The 17,504-nt window shown below is 50.6% G+C and carries 16 protein-coding genes; 7 read left to right on the top strand and 9 right to left on the bottom strand.

Annotation, left to right across the window (positions count from 1 at the left end):
- Positions 1–4: 4 nt before the first annotated feature.
- From paaC to B2U10_RS05260, 4 genes are read right to left on the bottom strand one after another with little or no spacing between them, the layout of a single operon-like run.
- A complete protein-coding gene (paaC, locus tag B2U10_RS05275) occupies positions 5–790 on the bottom strand; it encodes a 1,2-phenylacetyl-CoA epoxidase subunit PaaC (RefSeq protein WP_290786157.1) in 786 nt (261 codons plus the stop codon).
- A complete protein-coding gene (gene paaB / locus B2U10_RS05270) occupies positions 787–1,131 on the bottom strand; it encodes a 1,2-phenylacetyl-CoA epoxidase subunit PaaB (RefSeq protein ID WP_023466991.1) in 345 nt (114 codons plus the stop codon). Before paaB ends, paaC begins: the two co-directional genes overlap by 4 nt.
- A 14-nt stretch (positions 1,132–1,145) precedes the next feature.
- A complete protein-coding gene (paaA, locus tag B2U10_RS05265) occupies positions 1,146–2,117 on the bottom strand; it encodes a 1,2-phenylacetyl-CoA epoxidase subunit PaaA (RefSeq protein WP_035411059.1) in 972 nt (323 codons plus the stop codon).
- Between the two features lie 18 nt (positions 2,118–2,135).
- Positions 2,136–3,413: a phenylacetate--CoA ligase family protein gene (locus tag B2U10_RS05260; RefSeq protein WP_290786154.1), complete on the bottom strand. Its 1,278-nt coding sequence runs from the start codon at positions 3,411–3,413 to the stop codon at positions 2,136–2,138.
- Between the two features lie 331 nt (positions 3,414–3,744).
- Here B2U10_RS05260 and B2U10_RS05255 point away from each other — a divergent pair, with 331 nt between their 5' ends.
- The 7 genes from B2U10_RS05255 (at position 3,745) to B2U10_RS05225 (ending at position 10,598) form a co-directional block, all read left to right on the top strand.
- Entirely contained in the window at positions 3,745–4,146 is a 402-nt protein-coding gene (locus B2U10_RS05255; RefSeq protein ID WP_290786151.1) for a thioesterase family protein, read from the top strand.
- Positions 4,147–4,183: 37 nt separating this feature from the next.
- A complete protein-coding gene (locus B2U10_RS05250) occupies positions 4,184–5,326 on the top strand; it encodes a Glu/Leu/Phe/Val family dehydrogenase (RefSeq protein ID WP_290786148.1) in 1,143 nt (380 codons plus the stop codon).
- Between the two features lie 13 nt (positions 5,327–5,339).
- Positions 5,340–6,389, top strand: a complete 1,050-nt coding sequence (gene pdhA, locus B2U10_RS05245) for a pyruvate dehydrogenase (acetyl-transferring) E1 component subunit alpha (protein ID WP_290774441.1) — start codon at positions 5,340–5,342, stop codon at positions 6,387–6,389.
- Position 6,390: 1 nt separating this feature from the next.
- The gene (locus B2U10_RS05240) at positions 6,391–7,389 is read left to right on the top strand and encodes an alpha-ketoacid dehydrogenase subunit beta (RefSeq protein ID WP_056063806.1); all 999 of its coding nucleotides are present in this window, start codon (positions 6,391–6,393) and stop codon (positions 7,387–7,389) included.
- Positions 7,390–7,402: 13 nt separating this feature from the next.
- Positions 7,403–8,620: a dihydrolipoamide acetyltransferase family protein gene (locus B2U10_RS05235; RefSeq protein ID WP_290786145.1), complete on the top strand. Its 1,218-nt coding sequence runs from the start codon at positions 7,403–7,405 to the stop codon at positions 8,618–8,620.
- A 1-nt stretch (position 8,621) separates the two neighbouring features.
- Positions 8,622–10,019, top strand: coding sequence for a dihydrolipoyl dehydrogenase family protein (locus B2U10_RS05230; protein WP_290786142.1), 1,398 nt, complete (start codon positions 8,622–8,624; stop codon positions 10,017–10,019).
- Between the two features lie 78 nt (positions 10,020–10,097).
- Positions 10,098–10,598, top strand: coding sequence for a methylated-DNA--[protein]-cysteine S-methyltransferase (locus tag B2U10_RS05225; protein ID WP_290786139.1), 501 nt, complete (start codon positions 10,098–10,100; stop codon positions 10,596–10,598).
- A gap of 80 nt (positions 10,599–10,678) precedes the next feature.
- Here B2U10_RS05225 and B2U10_RS05220 read toward each other — a convergent pair whose 3' ends face one another.
- The 5 genes from B2U10_RS05220 to B2U10_RS05200 are packed head-to-tail and all read right to left on the bottom strand — an operon-like array spanning position 10,679 to position 17,498.
- Positions 10,679–11,683 carry an aldose epimerase family protein gene (locus tag B2U10_RS05220; protein ID WP_290786136.1) on the bottom strand — a complete coding sequence of 335 codons (1,005 nt, stop codon included), beginning with the start codon at positions 11,681–11,683 and terminating at the stop codon, positions 10,679–10,681.
- Positions 11,680–13,176: a UDP-glucose--hexose-1-phosphate uridylyltransferase gene (locus tag B2U10_RS05215; RefSeq protein WP_290786133.1), complete on the bottom strand. Its 1,497-nt coding sequence runs from the start codon at positions 13,174–13,176 to the stop codon at positions 11,680–11,682. Before B2U10_RS05215 ends, B2U10_RS05220 begins: the two co-directional genes overlap by 4 nt.
- A 30-nt stretch (positions 13,177–13,206) precedes the next feature.
- Positions 13,207–14,205, bottom strand: coding sequence for a UDP-glucose 4-epimerase GalE (galE, locus tag B2U10_RS05210; protein WP_290786130.1), 999 nt, complete (start codon positions 14,203–14,205; stop codon positions 13,207–13,209).
- Positions 14,206–15,378, bottom strand: a complete 1,173-nt coding sequence (locus B2U10_RS05205; RefSeq protein WP_290786126.1) for a galactokinase — start codon at positions 15,376–15,378, stop codon at positions 14,206–14,208.
- A complete protein-coding gene (locus B2U10_RS05200) occupies positions 15,375–17,498 on the bottom strand; it encodes an alpha-galactosidase (protein ID WP_290786123.1) in 2,124 nt (707 codons plus the stop codon). Before B2U10_RS05200 ends, B2U10_RS05205 begins: the two co-directional genes overlap by 4 nt.
- Between the last annotated feature and the right edge of the window lie 6 nt (positions 17,499–17,504).

Below are 17,504 nucleotides of genomic sequence, written 5' to 3'. Positions count from 1 at the left end.
CCTTTCACCACGTCGCCGTTTGGTCAATCAGATAGACTTCTCCGAGTGTCGTGAGTGCATCATTCAAGTCTTCCGTGTGATCGCCGTCCCGCCCGTTGCGTGTCATCTGCATTTCTGGGAGGGTCACGTTCAATTCGACGAGTAACGGTGTGATCGTCTGATACCAACGATCAAGTAAAATCCCTTGCCCTTCGATCAACCGCATCTCTTCGATCAGTTGACCGTGTTCGCCATAATCGAACATGTCGCCGAAGTCGTAGAGGACTTTTTCTAGGGCTGCATCCATCTTCTGGCGAGCTGTCTCCGTCGATTGGTAGAGCTGGGTGAACCACGTTTGCCAGTGCAGCAAATGATAGTACAACTCCATATTGATCTTGACGGCAGCAGCAGCAAGGGGTTCGTAACTGCTCGATTTCAACGCATCAATCCGGATCTTTTTCGCGACCGTGTAGCAATAGTTCCGGACGACAGCGAATGCCCAGTCATATTCGGGTTTTTCCATATAGTAGCCGGGTCCATTGACACGTTCGACAAGAATCGAGTTCTTCCGTTCATGTGCCAAGCGGACGTGGGCTAACGCATCGGCATTCCCTTCACCAAGTTCCTCAAGGAGTTGGTAATACATCGCCGCGTGCCCCATCGAATCTTGCGCGATTGAGGATGAAGCGACGTCCTCTTCGATATGCGGTGCAAGTCCGAGCCATTCCGAACCACGATACGCGTAGAGGAAATCATCATCTGCGAGTTGATAAAGTAAGGAGGCGAGTGCCGTCCGTTCTTGTTCCGTCATTTGGAATCGCCTCCTTGCCACGACATGATTTCTTTTTCATCGAGCATCTGTTGCTCGTAATGCCGCCATTTTTTCTTCAAGTAGCCATATCCTTTAGTCGTCCGGTAGTCCTTATTATCAAGGCGTTGGAGCATCTGCTTTTCATCGGGTGACAAACCACGGATATCTTCACGTTTGACGACCCAGATATCGACGACTGGTTCCCGGCGCATGAAGTTTTCTTGTGCCATCAGTAACGCCATCTCTTTATTTGGAGCAAGTAAACTGAATTGATGCGTGAACGCCGCGTTCGGCGTCCGTTTGCTAAAGACTTCGAATTCGTGATAGAACGTCTCGTTCATCGTACCTTCCCCTCTCATGCCTTCGTTTCAGCGAGTGCATCCCGTACCCAAGCATTATTCTCATAAGATGTCCGGCGCAGATCTAGTCGCTCTTTCGAACGCGGTCCTCCACCTTGGATGATCGTCTTGAATTTCGTCCAGTCCGGCTGTGCGTATTCCCATTGCCCTGTCTCTTCATCAAAACGTAACGTCGGGTCTGGAATGACGAGTCCGAGCGAACGAATCCGCGGCACGTACTTTGTAAAGAAGTTTTGCCGGAGCTCTTCATTCGTTTTCGTCCGAATCTTATAAGCGATCGTCACGTCCTGTTTCGATGTCCCGGTCGTCTCTTTCGAGGCTGGTCCAAAGAACATCAACAAGGATTCCCACCACTCATCCAGTGATTCTTGAATCATTGCCCGCTGTTCCGGTGTTCCTTCTGCGAGTGCCATGATGATTGACTCCCCATGTTGTGCGTGGAAGACTTCCTCTGCACAGATCCGTTGCAAGGCACGCGCGTACGGTCCGTACGAAGCGCCGAGCATGTTCGTCTGCGTGATAATTGCCGCCCCATCGACAAGCCAACCAATCATTCCGGCATCGGCCCATGACCGTGTCGGCATGTGGAAGACGTTGTGAAATTTCAATCGTCCCGTAAATAAATCATCCATCAAATCCCCACGTGTCTTGCCATACGGCTTCATTAAATCCTCAACGACACGAAGCAACAATTGCCCATGTCCCATTTCATCCTGGACCTTCGCCATGATGCCAAGTTTTCGTCGAAGCGATGGTGCTTTTGGAACCCATTCTTTTTCCGGAAGTGCACCCATGATTTCACTGATACCGTGCATCGAAATCAGTTTAATCAGTGTGTCTCGGTAAAAAGCAGGCATCCAGTCATCGGCTTCGATCTTTTCACCTTGCTCGATTCGTTCCTTGAAGCGTGCTAATTTTTCGTCTTCCGTCAGTTGGACGGGTTCGAACAGTTGTGTTGCATCATACATGCTAGTTCCTCCTTTGAATCAGACGAGTGATGTCGAGCGTCGATCAACGACCCGGACGGCTTTACCTTCCGATCGTGGTAACCCTTGATGCGGGTGACAGACGAGATCAATGGAAATGAGACATTCCGACTTGATGGCGTCACATATCGAACGCATTTGTCGTTCTGAGATATTTTGGAATTCGATATGTAGCTCAACGGCATCGAGTCCGGCTTTACGTACGAGATGGATTTGATAATGTGGCGTCACGTCCGGTTGTTGGAGCAAGACCCGCTCGATTTCTGACGGAAAGACGTTGACCCCTCGGATAATCAGCATGTCGTCCGTCCGCCCTTTGACACGTGACATTCGTGTCGTCGTCCGACCACAAGCGCACACTTTACGCGTGATCGAAGCTAAGTCGCCTGTCCGGTATCGAATGATTGGAAGCGCTTTCTTTTTCAAGCTTGTAAAAACGAGTTCCCCGACCATGCCATCTGGTAACGGTTCCCCCGTAACGGGATCGACGACTTCCGTAATGAATAAGTCATCCATGATATGCAGACCTACTTGCTCTTGACACTCCATTGCGACACCCGGTCCCATGATTTCGCTGAGTCCATAGATATCGAGTGCCTGCAGATCAAAGGTCTGTTCGAGTGTCTGCCGCATCTCCTCAGACCAGGGCTCGGCCCCAAAGATGCCATAACGCATACTTGTTTTCCGTGGATCGATACCACGTTCAATCATGCGTTCTGCCAAGCGTAAAATATACGAAGGCGTACCACAGATTCCGTCCGGTCGGAAATCCTCGATCAATGTGATTTGGCGATCCGTGTTGCCACCGGAAATCGGTAAGATCGTCATGCCTAGTTTTTCTGCTCCTGCATGAAGCCCGAGACCACCTGTGAACAATCCGTAACCATACGCATTGTGCAGCAAATCAGCTGGTGATCCACCGGCTAAGACTAAACTGCGTGCCACGGCACCGGCCCAGTCATCTAAATCTTCTTGCGTATATCCGACGACGGTCGGTTTACCGCTCGTTCCAGACGAGGCATGAATCCGGGTGACCTCTTCTCGTTCGACGGCAAATAGTCCGAACGGATAATGATCGCGTAAATCTTGTTTACGTGTGAAGGGAAACTTTCGTAGATCCTCGATCGTTTGAAAATCGTTCGCCGTCATCTGTAAGGTCTGCAGACGTTCTTGATAGAACGGGACGCGCGTGACGTGTTCCATCGTTTGGCGCAATCGCTCCATTTGTAGCTGCTCCCGCGTTTGAGCATCCATCATTTCGTGATGTTGATCGTACATATCTGCACCTCCTCATCATGTATACAATAATAAAACGGTCGTTTGTTTTTAGTTATATGTTTAACGTACGATACGTTCACAATGTTGTCAATCTTGTTTTGTTAAATGCTCCCAAACGATTCTCACTCTATCACTTCAACGCACCTTATCGATAAATTAATCAACATTAAACAAGAGATTTCATGATAGACAGTCTTTTTTTGGAAAATATTTTTGAAATGATTTGCTCATTTTGTAACGGGTTGATAAAATATCGTGTGACAAGTGTTATACTATTTTTGGTAAGACCACTTGGTTGAATAAAGATGCGGTGTTGTGAAAGGGGATCACGATGAAACTAGGGTTAGCTGTCGGGGATACAGCAGAGATTCAAGCGGTCGTCTCGGAAGATATGTTTGCACGATTCGAAGGTCAGCTCGTTCATCCAGCATACTCCACCGTTTCGATGGTTTATCACATGGAATGGGCAGCACGTCAACTAATCTTACCTTACCTAGAAGCTGGTGAAGAAGGTGTTGGGGGTGCAGTTTCACTGAAGCATCTTGGTATGGCAGCGGAAGGAGCACGATTGATCATAACCGCGACAGTAACGTCGATGACCTCACGTCGCGTTGACGCGAGCATTAAAGTCCGAGACGGACAAACGATCATCGGTACAGGGGAAGTCACACAATTCATTTTAGAAAAAAGGCGGATTCAAGAAAAATTACAAAATAATGTTCCGACAAAATGAAAGCGCTTACTTATATTTGATAGAGGAGGACTCTACTATGAACATGTTAAACCCATCTACGAATCCAACGCTCTCGATCATGGAAAAAATCGCTGGTCACGAACAAGTCGTCTTTTGCAACGACCCTGTCTCGGGGTTACAAGCCATCATCGCCATTCATGATACGACGCTCGGTCCTGCTCTCGGTGGATGCCGCATGGCGCCTTATGCTTCTGTTGATGAAGCACTTGACGATGTGCTGCGTTTGTCGCGCGGTATGACGTACAAATGCGCTGCCGCTGATGTTGATTTTGGTGGTGGTAAAGCCGTCATCATCGGTAATCCAGCGACGGATAAATCACCAGAGCTTTTCCGTGCCTTCGGTCGCTTCGTCGATTCGCTCGGTGGTCGGTTCTACACGGGAACGGACATGGGCACGACGATGGATGATTTCGTTCATGCTAGCCGAGAAACATCACGGATCGTCGGCATTCCGGAAGCATTTGGTGGTAGTGGTGATTCATCGATTCCAACGGCTGAAGGTGTCGTCTATGGACTGCGGGCGACGATCGAGACGTTATTCGGTTCAGATGAATTAAGTCGGGCAACCTACGCGATCCAAGGACTCGGAAAAGTCGGCTTTAAGGTCGCCGAACAACTGTTGCTCGCCGGGGCGACGATTTATGTCTCTGACGTCAATGAAGCGGCACTAGCAGCAATCGTAACCCAAGCTGAAATGACGCCTGGCACGGTTCGCGTCGTCTCGCCTCATGAAATTCATCTGACGGATGCTGATATTTTTGTCCCGTGTGCATATGGTGGTGTCATTCACGCTCAAAACATCGCGCTCTTACCGTGCAAAGCCATCTGTGGTTCGGCGAACAACCAACTCGCGGAAGAACAACTTGCTCACGTCTTGATGGATCGTGGCATCTTATATGCCCCAGACTATATCGTCAATGGTGGTGGGCTGATCCAAGTGGCAGACGAACTGTATGGAGCAAATCACGAACGGGTTCTCCTAAAAACGCGTCACATCTATGACGCAGTTCTCGAAGTCTTCAAAGAGTCGCAAGCAGAGAACATCACGACGGTCGAAGCGGCGAACCGGATGTGTGAAAAACGGATGCAGATTCGGGCGAAACACAACAACATCTTCACGAACACGACAAAACCAAAATGGGATATCCGTAACCACTGAAGGAGGGACTGACATGGAGCAACATTTTCCGATTCAACGCATTATCGATGAAGAAGGTCGTATCATCGACGCCTCAAAAGAACACGATCTGACAAAAGAGCTTACCCTCACCCTATATGAACAGATGCACCGGATCCGGACGTTCGACCGGAAGGCGATTAACTTACAACGCCAAGGGCGCCTCGGCACTTATGCACCGTTCGAAGGACAAGAGGCAGCGCAAGTCGGTAGTGCACTCGCGTTGTCCGATCAAGACTGGTTGTTCCCGACGTATCGGGATCACGGCGCAACGTTGACGTTCGGTGCCGACATGGTGCGGACACTCCTCTACTGGAACGGTCGTGTTGAAGGTTGCGTCCCGTCTGAGAAACACATCTTTCCTCCTGCTGTGCCGATTGCAACGCAAATTCCGCATGCCGTCGGTGCCGCATGGGCGGAAAAACGAAAAGGCACGACGAACGTCGCGGTCGCCTACTTTGGTGACGGAGCGACGTCTGAAGGGGATTTCCATGAAGGAATGAACTTTGCAAGCGTCTTCCAAGCACCAGTCATCCTGTTTAACCAAAACAATCAGTTCGCGATCTCTGTTCCGATCGAAAAACAGATGCATTCTGAGACGATCGCGCAAAAAGCGATTGCCTACGGGATGCCAAGTGTTCGGATTGATGGAAACGATGCTTTTGCCGTCTATTTTACGATGCAAGCAGCTGTTGAACGTGCCCGTTCTGGTGGTGGACCAACATTGATCGAAGCCGTCACGTGGCGATTTGGTGCCCATACGACAGCAGATGATCCAACAAAATACCGGGATCAAGCACGCTCGCGCGACCGAGTTGATCCGCTCGATCGACTCGAACACTTCTTAAAACACCAAGGCTATTTTGACGAAACATGGATGCAACAGCTGCAGGAACGGCATCAAACAGAAGTCGAAGCGGCAGTAGTTGCGATGGAGCAATTCAAGGCGCCAGACATCAATGACTTGTTCGATCATACGTACGCAACTTTACCGGTTGATGTCCAGCAACAAAAAGAAGCGTATTTGCTAGCAAGGGGGAAATGAGATGGCAACACCAATCAATCGTCAAACAGAAATGACACTCGTTCAAGCTGTCACGGATGCCCTGCGGACAAAATTGTCGGAGGATGAGACGACACTCGTTCTTGGAGAAGATGTCGGAAAAAACGGTGGCGTCTTCCGAGCGACGGACGGCTTACAAGAAGAGTTCGGTGAAGACCGGATCGTTGATACACCGCTCAGTGAAGCCGGCATCGTCGGTACATCGATCGGTCTTGCCATCAATGGCTTTAAACCGATCGTCGAGATTCAATTTCTCGGCTTCATCTACCCTGCCTATGAACAAATCATGACCCATGTCTCTCGTATCCGGATGCGAACGATGGGACGCTATAGTGTGCCGATGGTCATTCGTGCGCCTTATGGTGCCGGCATCCGGGCACCGGAAATCCATTCCGATAGTACGGAGGCGCTCTTTACATCAATGCCCGGTCTCAAGGTCGTCTGTCCGGCGACACCGTACGACGCAAAAGGGTTATTGATTGCTGCGATTGAAGATCCAGATCCCGTGTTGTTCCTCGAGTCGATGCGTAGTTACCGTTCATTCAAGGAAGTCGTACCGAGCGAGTCCTATACCGTCGAGATCGGAAAAGCGCGCTGCGTCAGTGAAGGGACGGACGTGACGTTGATCGCTTGGGGGGCAATGGTCCAAGTGGCTCACAAGGCAGCGATGGCTGCACAGGAACGCGGTATTTCTTGCGAAGTCCTCGACTTACGGACGCTCTATCCGCTTGACCGGGACACAATCGCTGCTTCCGTTCAAAAGACCGGTCGTGCCGTCATCGTGCATGAAGCCGCAGCGATGGGTGGTCTCGGGAATGATCTCGTCACGTTGATCAACGATACGGCGTTTCTTTATTTACGGGCACCAATTGCCCGTGTGACAGGTTTTGATGTTCCGGTTCCACTGTTCGCCCTCGAAGACCATTACATTCCGACGCCGGAACGAGTCCTTGCGACGATTCAGCGTACGGTCGAGTTTTAAGGAGCTGAGTCCCATGATCGAAGTCAAGTTACATGATGTCGGGGAAGGTATGACGGAAGGTGAAATCGCGCATTATCTCGTTCAAGTCGGAGACCACGTCACGACCGATCAACCGGTCGTTGAGGTTGCGACCGATAAGATGGTCGCTGAACTACCGGCTCCTGTCTCCGGAATCGTCAAGGAAATCATCATTCCGGTCGGTCAGACGGTGCAAGTCGGTACGACGTTGTTGCACATCGAAGCAAGTAACGCTTCTGAAGTGCCGGTCGCGGTAAAACCTGAAGTGTCGCGCGTATCTGAACCAGCGCCTATCGCTGTCGCGGCCCCACCTGCTCAAGCATCTCCATCAAAACGGGTCCTAGCGACACCGTACACACGAAAAATTGCTCGTGATCACGGAATTGATATCGAATCTATCACGGCCTCCGATCCATCAGGTCGAGTCTCGGAGGACGATGTGCTTCGCTTCGTCCAGGCTACTACTGCTCCACAAGAGACAGCTACACCGATTATTGAAGAGGTCACATACCAAGAAACATCACCGGAAACGATTCCGTTTCGCGGCATTCGTAAGCAAATCGCGAAAAAGATGACCCAGTCGCTGTACACGATTCCGCACGTCACTCACTTCGAGGAAGTCGACATGACACGTTTGCTCGCATTACGTGCCGAATGGAAAGCAGCTGGACGAAACATTAACGTCAATGCTTTCTTCATCAAAGCCTTGATCGTTGCTTTAAAAGACTACCCCGTCTTCCATGCCAAACTCGATGAAGCGAATGAATGTATTCGATTAGAGCGGGATCTCCACTTTGGCATGGCAACCGAGACACCAGACGGGTTAATGGTGCCAGTCATCCGTCATGCCGATCGGCTCTCACTGACGGAATTGCATGATCAACTGATCTCGTTGCAACAACGTGCTCAAAACGGTGCCTTACGTGCAGCGGACTTAAAGCCAAGTACCTTTACGATGAGCAATGTTGGTCCACTGGGCAGTACGGGGGCTACACCAATCATCAACTATCCAGAAACGGCATTGATTGCCTTCCACAAGACGAAAAAACGAGCCTGTGTCGATGAAGACGATCAAATCGTCGTCCGCTCGATGATGAATTTGTCGATGTCGTTCGATCATCGCGTCGCAGACGGAGCAACGGCCGTTGCCTTTACAAATCGATTCGTTTCACTGATTGAACATCCGACTACCCTACTTTTGGAGTTGATCTAACATGGTTGTTGGCGAACTTACACAAGAACGGGATCTCCTGATTATCGGTGGGGGTCCCGCAGGTTACACGGCAGCGATCCGTGCTGCGCAAGGCGGTCGTAAGGTGACACTGATTGAACAAGCTGAACTCGGTGGACTTTGTTTGAACCGAGGCTGTATCCCGTCCAAGGTTTATGCGCATGCGGCAGAAGAAATGTTACGCTTGCCTCATCTTGAAGACCTTGGATTCACTCCCCCTACTGTCCATGACTTCAGTAAACTGAATGCTTACCGCAATCGTGTCGTGCAGCAATTACGTCAAGGTGTCGTCGCCCTCTGTCAGGCGAACCAGATTGAGCATATCTCTGGTGCAGCCTCCTTCCTGTCAGAGGACCGGATCGGTGTTGAGTCGGGACATCAGTTCGATACGTACCGGTTTCAAGACGTTATCATTGCGACCGGTAGTCATAGCATCCAGCACGAGGAATCGTGCCGACTGAATGCCGAACAGCTTTATCAACTCGAGCAACTACCAACCAGCTTATTGATCATTGGATCTGACACGTTAGCACTCGAAGCTGCAGCCTGTTTCCATGCACTTGGGACAGAGGTGACTTTGTTTGCCGATCAATTGTCGCTTGAACCAAGCGTTGAAAAGGAACTGAAGCGGACATTCAAAAAACAAAAAATCCGTCTCGTGTCGGATGTCGTGACACGTATCGAGGCTTCATCGGACGCGACCGTCACGGTCATGAAAAACGGAGAAGAAGTCGCCTATCAGGGTGCCTATTTGTTCCAGTCCCTTTCCCGGATCCCGAACAGTTTGACACTCGGTCTCGAACGGATTGGTGTGACGCTTGCAGAAGACGGGACGATCCCCGTCGACGCATACGGACAAACCGATCAACCGCATATTTACGCGATCGGTGATGTCACACCGGGTCCACAGTTCGCCACTCGTGCGATTCACGAAGCGAAGCGGACAGCAGCTCACTTGTCCGGTCAAGACGTCGATCCGACGACACCGTATTATCCGACCGTTCTGCGAACGTTTCCTCCGATTGCTTCGGTCGGGATGACGGAACAGGAAGCCCGTGAAGCCGGACATACTGTTCAGAGTGGACAGTTCCCACTAAATGCAAACGGAACGACGACGATTGAAGGGGGCAGTGGGTTCGTCAAGGTCATCGCTGACGAACAGACATCACTGATCCTTGGTATTCATATGATAGGAGACGATGCTCATCGTCTCGTCGGTCAATTCACCCAAGCACTGGAACTGACAGCGAAACGAGAAGACCTCCTCTTCCCTGTCATGGCACATCCGAGTAGGGTCGAAGCCTTGACGGAATCGATGGAATCCTTATTTGGTCAATCGATCCATCTTCCACCACGTCAACAGGTCGGTTCGCGCGCGTAATCAAAAGAGGTGCCTCTGCGCAAAAAGCACCTCTTTGGGATGCGTCACTTCATTTCGTGTAGAAAGGAAAATATGGTCATGGAACTGTACTTCACTCGCATGCAATGGAACACCCATACGTTTCCGGTCGCCGCTACAGCGGATGGTCTCTGTTATGTCGGTGCTTGGGATGAACCGGAGGATTTATTCGATGACTGGTCGCGGAAACACTTGCCTCGGGCGGAACGAATTGCTTCTGATACCGCGCTTGCTCCATATACGGAGCAACTGCTGGCCTACTTGAATCAGCAGTCGACGACACTGTCCTTTCCGATCGCACCAGTCGGTACCCCGTTTCAACTTGAAGTCTGGAATGCTCTACGTGCGGTACCGTACGGTCAAACCGCCACCTACTCCGATATCGCGGAACGTCTTTTCCGACCGAACGCGACTCGCGCGATTGGCACGGCAATCGGTAAAAATCGATTACTGCTTGCGATTCCGTGTCACCGGATTATCGGCAAAAAAGGTGATTTGCTCGGCTATCATGGTGGACTGAATATGAAGCGGACGCTACTCGCGCTCGAGCAACGTCTGTGAATTGAGACTTTTCCTTCCCTGTTCTACCACAAATAAGCCCCGCTTCCCTGTCCAATTGGACACGGGACGCGGGGCTTATTTCAAGATACTACACTAAAACGATAAGCTGTTTTCCAGTGATAGGTCTCACCTGGTGACAACAAGATTGATGGAAAATCAGATTCATGGACTGCATTCGGATGGACTTGTGTTTCAAGGCATAAACCAAGTGATGGTCGAGCAGGAACACCGTGAACCGTATAATCGGTCAGTAGTTGCGTTCCCGTATAGAGCACGACCGCCGGCTGATTCGTCGTGACGTCGACGAAACGACCGGATACCGGATCTGCGAGTCGAAGTGTGTTATCCCGCAACACGAAGGGATGATCGTAGCCATTTCCGACAGCGATCGTCTCAGGATGCTCAAGCGTAATTCCCTTACGAATCGACTGACCGTTCCGGAAATCGAATGGGGTTCCGAATACATCCCGTTGTTCGCCTGTCGGCAAGCCATCTGGCTGGACCGGTAAGTAACAGTCGCTTGGTAACGTCAAGACATGATCTAACACATCTCGCTTCGCATTTCCAGATAGGTTGAAGTACGTATGATTCGTCAGATTGAGTGGTGTCGTCTGATCCGTCACCGCCGACATCTCAAGTGTCAATGTCGTATCTTTTAGTCGATAAAACACATCGAGTGTGACTGTTCCCGGATAACCTTCTTCTCCGTTTGGACTTTTTAAGCGCAAATGGAATAATGTATCCGTCGCTTCGATGACATCAAACCACGCTTGATCAAATCCGTGAATTCCACCATGCAGATGATTCGCCCCGTCGTTTGCGACGAGCTGATAAACGTCTCCCGCTACTTCGAAACGTGCCTGTCCGATTCGACCAGCGACGCGTCCGACGATTGCCCCGAAGTACGGCGAGTGTTGTTGATAGTCTTTTACCGTCTCTAGACCTAAGACGACGCTTTCCAAATGACCATCCCGATCAATCGTCCGGATGTCCTGGATAATGCCGCCATAGTTCCAGAGTGTCACTTCGATGCCTTCCTGACGTAATGTATGTCGAATCAACTCTTTCTCAAGTAGTCGTGTCATCGTTGTTCCTCCACTGGTTGGCGCGTCACGAGTTGAACGAATCGTCCGAACGCCGCCTGACCTTCCTCTGTCTGTTTAAAGACACCACAGTCCTCAAGACCACGTACGAATTTTGCAGCAACTGCTTGCTCGACGTATGTCGTGACATGTTGTCCGACATACGCTTGTTTTAGTTCCTGTGCCCAGTCAGCATGAGCGACAGCTACTTCGTCGACTTCACCTGTGATGAACTGTTCGACCTGTTGCAACTCTTGAAGCAGGCGTGCCGGTAAGACTGCCAGTCCCATCACTTCGATCAAACCGATATTTTCTCGCTTGATGTGGTGAATATCGGCATGCGTATGGAAAATACCGTCCGGATGTTCTGCTGACGTCCGGTTGTTCCGTAAGACGAGATCGAGCTCGAATTGTCCATCACGTTGACGGGCGATCGGCGTCACGGTATTGTGTCGCGTCTCACCAGTATGTGAACGAATCTCTTGACTCTCATCCGTGTACGTCAACCATGTCTCATAGACGGTCGTCGCAGCATTGAGTAATGCCGACGCATCTTTACTCTTCAGACGCAACACACTCAGTGGCCAGTGTAATGTCTCCCCAGTGACTGTCGGCTGATCCGGGAACGTAAAGGATGTTAAAGTTTTTGCTCGGTCCATCGCAAACGTATAGCGTCCGCCCTGATAATGATCATGCGTCAGGATCGATCCACCGACGATTGGCAGGTCAGCGTTCGAACCAGCGAAGTAATGTGGAAACTGCTCAACGAAGGCAATCAGACGTGCAAAGGCATCCCGATTGATGACCATGTCACGATGTTCCTGCGACAGGATGATGCTATGTTCATTGTAGTAGACGTATGGTGAGTATTGAAGTGCCCACGATTCTTCCATCAGTGTCAGCGGAACAACCCGGTGATTCGCACGGGCCGGATGATTCGCACGACCCGCGTAGCCGACATTTTCGACGCACAACAGACAGGTAGGATAGTTCGACGCCGTTGATGCCTCTGTCCGAGCTGCTGCGATTTCACGCGGATCTTTTTCCGGCTTCGATAAGTTGATCGTGACATCGATCGTCCCGTAAGCCGTATCCGCTTGATAGCGTTTATTTTTAGCGATCCGCTTCGTTTGGATGTAGTTACTCGCTTGGCTAAGTTGATAGAAGTAATCTGTTGCCGCTACCGGTGATTCAGCGTACAGACGGCGGAATGCCGCCGTCACGTCAGATGGACGGGCAACGAAAATGTCCATCACATCTGCTGCGAACTGCTCTTTGTCTTCAAGACGCGCCGGCAACTGCCCACTTACGATCAACACTTCAATCATGTCGTCCAAAATATCGGGAATTGGGCGAGATGGTACGTCTGCCTGTTCTTCAAAATCGGCTTGACCGATTCGCGCTAGAATCCGGTTCCGGGCGTAGATCGCATCTTCCGGTTCAATCAAGCGTTTCTGGATCGCTTGCGCTACTAACTGTTGGATGAGTTCATTCATCGCCGTCACTCTCCTCATTCTGTCTCTCTATTAACGAACGCTCGTCCGGTACCCTTCTGGATTGTGCGCATGCCAATTCCAAGCATCACGGATGATCGTTTCGATGTCGGTACGTTGTGGTGTCCAGCCGAGAACTTCTTTTGCTTTGGCAGATCCGGCGATTAAGATACTCGGATCCCCTGCACGACGTTCAATGATCCGTTCTGGAATCGGATGTCCCGTCACGCGACGGGCTGCTTCAATGATTTCCCGAACGGAAAACCCTTGGCTTGAACCGAGGTTAAAGACCGTACTCTCGTTTCCATCAGCCAAATAATCAAGTGCTCGCATATGGGCGTCGATCAAGTCCTCGACATGGATGTAATCACGAATACAGGTACCGTCAGGCGTTGGATAATCATCGCCATAGATCGAAATTTCTGACCGTTGTCGGTTGGCAACTTCGAGGACGAGCGGGATTAGATGGGTTTCCGGCGTATGATCTTCCCCGATTTCTCCTGTTACGCGCGCACCGGCAACGTTGAAGTAACGTAATGCGACATAACGTAAGCCATATGCTTGTTCAGACCATCGCATCATCTTCTCCATCATCAACTTCGTCTCACCATAGGCATTCGTCGGACGCGTTTCTGCTGTTTCGAGAATCGGCATCTGCTCCTGTTCACCGTATGTGGCTGCCGTCGAAGAAAAGACGATCTGTTTAATGTCATGGGCAATCATCGCTTCGAGCAACACTTGTGTCCCGTAAACGTTGTTATCAAAGTAGCGTAATGGTTCTGTCATCGACTCGCCAACGAGTGAAAAAGCAGCGAAATGGATGACCTGCTCAATCGTCTCTTCCGTAAAGACGCGATCGAGAAAAGCACGATCGCGTATGTCTCCTTCATATAGACGTGCCCGCGGATGAACCGCTTCACGGTGACCGGACTGCAGATGGTCGATGACGACGACATCCTTTCCGGCATCAATCAATTGATAGACAGCATGGGAGCCGATATAACCAGCTCCACCTACGACTAAAGTTGCCATTTAGATGACCTCCCGTTCGATTTCACGTGCTCCGTCACCGACCGTCGCTGTATAGAACGTCGCTGGGTAACCGATCCGTGCTTCATATTGTTCGCCGACAGCTTGTTTGAACGCGTCGACTGCCTCGTCTTCAACAATCGCAATCGCACAGCCACCAAAACCAGCACCTGTCATCCGTGCGCCGAGCACACCCGGTTGCTCCCAAGCGGCTTCGACGAGTGTATCGAGTTCAATCCCTGTCACTTCATAATCTTCCCGTAACGAGACGTGTGAAGCATTCATCAACTGACCGAACGTCTTCAGTTCTCCCGCTTCGAGTGCCGCTAGTGCTTGAAGTGTTCGTTCATTTTCTGAAATCGCGTGTCGGGCACGACGCATCAAGATTTCGTCTTCCCATGCGACTTTCGTGAATTCTGACGTCGTCCATTGTCCAAGCGTTTCCCGTGATGTGAACTGATTGAGATAAGCGAGTGCTGCCTCACATTCCGCCCGGCGTTCATTATATTTCGAATCTGCCAGTTCACGGCGTTTGTTCGTATTCATGATGATGATCGTATATCCCGTCAAATCGAGTGGAGCATACGTATAGTCGAGCGTTTCACAATCGAGCAACAATCCCGCTCCCGCTTTCCCCATACCGATCGCAAATTGATCCATGATACCACTATTGACGCCGATATAACGGTTTTCGACCTGTTGACCAAAGCGGACGAGATCAAGACGTGGAATGTCTAATCCATACAATCGATCGAGCAAGACTCCGATGACGAGTTCAAGTGAAGCGGATGACGAAAGACCGGCTCCGTTCGGGATGTCACCTTGAATCAGGATGTCACATCCTGAATCGATTCGGTACCCTGCTTCCTGTAAGACTGTAATCATACCCTTCGCATAGTTCGCCCAACCGTGCTTCGCGTCATACGCCAGTTCTTCGAGTGCGACTTCGATGATGCCGTCCTGCTCAAAATTCAGCGAGTAGAAGCGGAAACGTTGATCGTCTCGTTTTCGCGCGATCGCATGCGTACCGAACGTCAACGCACATGGAAAGACGTGACCACCATTGTAATCCGTATGCTCACCGATTAAATTGATCCGACCCGGGGCAAAAAAGCGATGCGTCGACGGTGAGCCAAACCGCTGTTCAAATTGTGCTTCTAACGTCTGGTCTGTCATACGATCGTCTCCTTTGATTCGAGTAGTGAGAGCGCACGATGGACCGGCTGAATCCGCAGACAGCGGGCTTCATAATCCGTCGTGTATGAGAACGTCAAGCCTTGTTGCATCAAGTAGGCACCGCTTAACATCCGGTCCTCGACTTGGTAGCGCATTGTTGGGTCGAGTCCTTTTAGCTTAAAGTGATACTGATGTATTCCGTATTGCCGAAGTGGCGCGATCGCGAGCAAGACTGTTTCTTCTTCCGATGTATACTGCATGACGCTTGGTGTCTGTTGTGTGAAGGATGAAAGACGGTACTGGATGCCGCGTTGGATTGTCGGACGAATCGCTTGATAGGTCTCGATCCAGCCTTTTGCTTCCGCTAACTCATCCGTCGACCACTCGCTTAAGTTACCACCGATCCCGAGCGTTCCTTGCATCGAGGAGACGAAGCGTGTCGCAAGTGGCACGTTGCGTCCATTTAACCAGTTCGGTCCGTCCGTTACCCAGCAGCTCATCATCTTCGCGTTATAAGCGTAAGAGAAGTCATGCTGAATTTGTAAGCGATCGAGTGGATCCGTGTTATCACTTGTCCAGACTTGCTCCGTCCGTGCGAGGATCCCGAGATCAATTCGTCCGCCACCACCGGCACAGGCTTCGAAGTCGACCGTCGGATGCAAGCGACGCAATTCATCAAAGATCCGGTACAATGCATCGACGTGACGTTTCCATAATTCCTGTTGGCGATCCGTCTGGTCTTTTGGAACACCCGGTTCCGAGAAGGCACGGTTCATGTCCCATTTGATGTAGTCGATCGCGTGACGCGTCAGCAAGTCATCCATCATCTCGAGAATGAATTGCTCAACTTCTGGTAATCCTAGATTTAAGACGTGTTGATTCCGTGACGTCGTCCGAACCGCATCCCGTGCATGATAAATCCAATCCGGATGCGCCCGGTATAGATCAGAATCCGGATTGACCATCTCCGGTTCGACCCATAGCCCGAACTGTAACCCTTGTTGTTTTACATATGAGATCAAAGGCTCTAGACCATTCGGAAACTTTTCCCGATTGACTTGCCAGTCCCCGAGTCCCGCTTGATCGGAATGGCGTTCACCGAACCAACCGTCATCGACGACAAACAGTTCACAGCCGATTCCTGCTGCAAGATCGACGAGTTCACGTTGACCAGATTCCGTCACATCGAAATAGGTCGCTTCCCATGAATTATAGAGAACTGGACGATCAGTCGCACGCGGCATGATGACATCACGTTGGAACGCATGCGCATGGGCGCTCATATCTGCGAAACCGTCCGCATACCCGATGTAGAACGTCGGTGTCGTCAACTGTTGTTGATGTGATAGTTTCCAACTGAAATCAAACGGATTCATGCCACCCGATAGCTGAACGAAACCAAACGCATCTTGTTCGACGTGAATCGCCCAGTTACCCGAATAGGCAAAATGTCCGTAAACGACTTCACCGCCATCTTCTGTTGCATCCTGTTCGAGTGCGAACCAAGGATTCGCTTGATGACTCGTCACCCCGCGCCGACTTTCAATCGTCTGGCGTCCTGGTGTCACCGGTGTGATTTGTTTCTTGAACTCACCTGTCCACATCCCAGCGAAGTGATGCAGTTTTAAATTCGGTTGATGCCAACGTCCCATTGCGAAGGACTGGGCTGCTGTTAAACGAACAGGTAATCGTCCTGTATTTTCGACGACAATCGAACGACCGATGATATCGTAATCTTCAAACAGTTCATATTGCACTCCGACACGCATCTCCTGCAAGGGATCAAACAGCCAGAGCGTCAATTTCGTTTCTGTCTGCTCGGAGCGTTCAAACTGGAACTGGTGAATCCGTTGCCCGTCCTCTCTTTCCGACTTCAATGTCGGCTCCGTATACAACATCTCGCCGAATGGTACGAAATCGTACGTCGCGACGCCATCTGGTGATTCAAACGAACTGTGTGCGACGATCGGACTCGGTAACGCTTCATAATCATCTCGATATGGTAACTTGGCACCGAAATACGTGTGGATCAGCTTCCCGTTCGCACCGATCGTGACGACGTGAGCGACCCGTTTCCCTTCGATGACGAAACGACGTCCTGCTACTTCAAAGATTGCCATGGTTCT

The organism is Exiguobacterium sp. UBA7533 (assembly GCF_002479335.1).
Classification (GTDB): domain Bacteria; phylum Bacillota; class Bacilli; order Exiguobacteriales; family Exiguobacteriaceae; genus Exiguobacterium_A.
This window is presented reverse-complemented; position numbering and strand designations above follow the sequence as displayed.

Coding starts and splice junctions, on each gene's coding strand:
- paaC (WP_290786157.1), bottom strand. CDS start 790: ATGACGGAACAAGAACGGACGGCACTCGCCTCCTTACTTTATCAACTC.
- paaB (WP_023466991.1), bottom strand. CDS start 1,131: ATGAACGAGACGTTCTATCACGAATTCGAAGTCTTTAGCAAACGGACG.
- paaA (WP_035411059.1), bottom strand. CDS start 2,117: ATGTATGATGCAACACAACTGTTCGAACCCGTCCAACTGACGGAAGAC.
- B2U10_RS05260 (WP_290786154.1), bottom strand. CDS start 3,413: ATGTACGATCAACATCACGAAATGATGGATGCTCAAACGCGGGAGCAG.
- B2U10_RS05255 (WP_290786151.1), top strand. CDS start 3,745: ATGAAACTAGGGTTAGCTGTCGGGGATACAGCAGAGATTCAAGCGGTC.
- B2U10_RS05250 (WP_290786148.1), top strand. CDS start 4,184: ATGAACATGTTAAACCCATCTACGAATCCAACGCTCTCGATCATGGAA.
- pdhA (WP_290774441.1), top strand. CDS start 5,340: ATGGAGCAACATTTTCCGATTCAACGCATTATCGATGAAGAAGGTCGT.
- B2U10_RS05240 (WP_056063806.1), top strand. CDS start 6,391: ATGGCAACACCAATCAATCGTCAAACAGAAATGACACTCGTTCAAGCT.
- B2U10_RS05235 (WP_290786145.1), top strand. CDS start 7,403: ATGATCGAAGTCAAGTTACATGATGTCGGGGAAGGTATGACGGAAGGT.
- B2U10_RS05230 (WP_290786142.1), top strand. CDS start 8,622: ATGGTTGTTGGCGAACTTACACAAGAACGGGATCTCCTGATTATCGGT.
- B2U10_RS05225 (WP_290786139.1), top strand. CDS start 10,098: ATGGAACTGTACTTCACTCGCATGCAATGGAACACCCATACGTTTCCG.
- B2U10_RS05220 (WP_290786136.1), bottom strand. CDS start 11,683: ATGACACGACTACTTGAGAAAGAGTTGATTCGACATACATTACGTCAG.
- B2U10_RS05215 (WP_290786133.1), bottom strand. CDS start 13,176: ATGAATGAACTCATCCAACAGTTAGTAGCGCAAGCGATCCAGAAACGC.
- galE (WP_290786130.1), bottom strand. CDS start 14,205: ATGGCAACTTTAGTCGTAGGTGGAGCTGGTTATATCGGCTCCCATGCT.
- B2U10_RS05205 (WP_290786126.1), bottom strand. CDS start 15,378: ATGACAGACCAGACGTTAGAAGCACAATTTGAACAGCGGTTTGGCTCA.
- B2U10_RS05200 (WP_290786123.1), bottom strand. CDS start 17,498: ATGGCAATCTTTGAAGTAGCAGGACGTCGTTTCGTCATCGAAGGGAAA.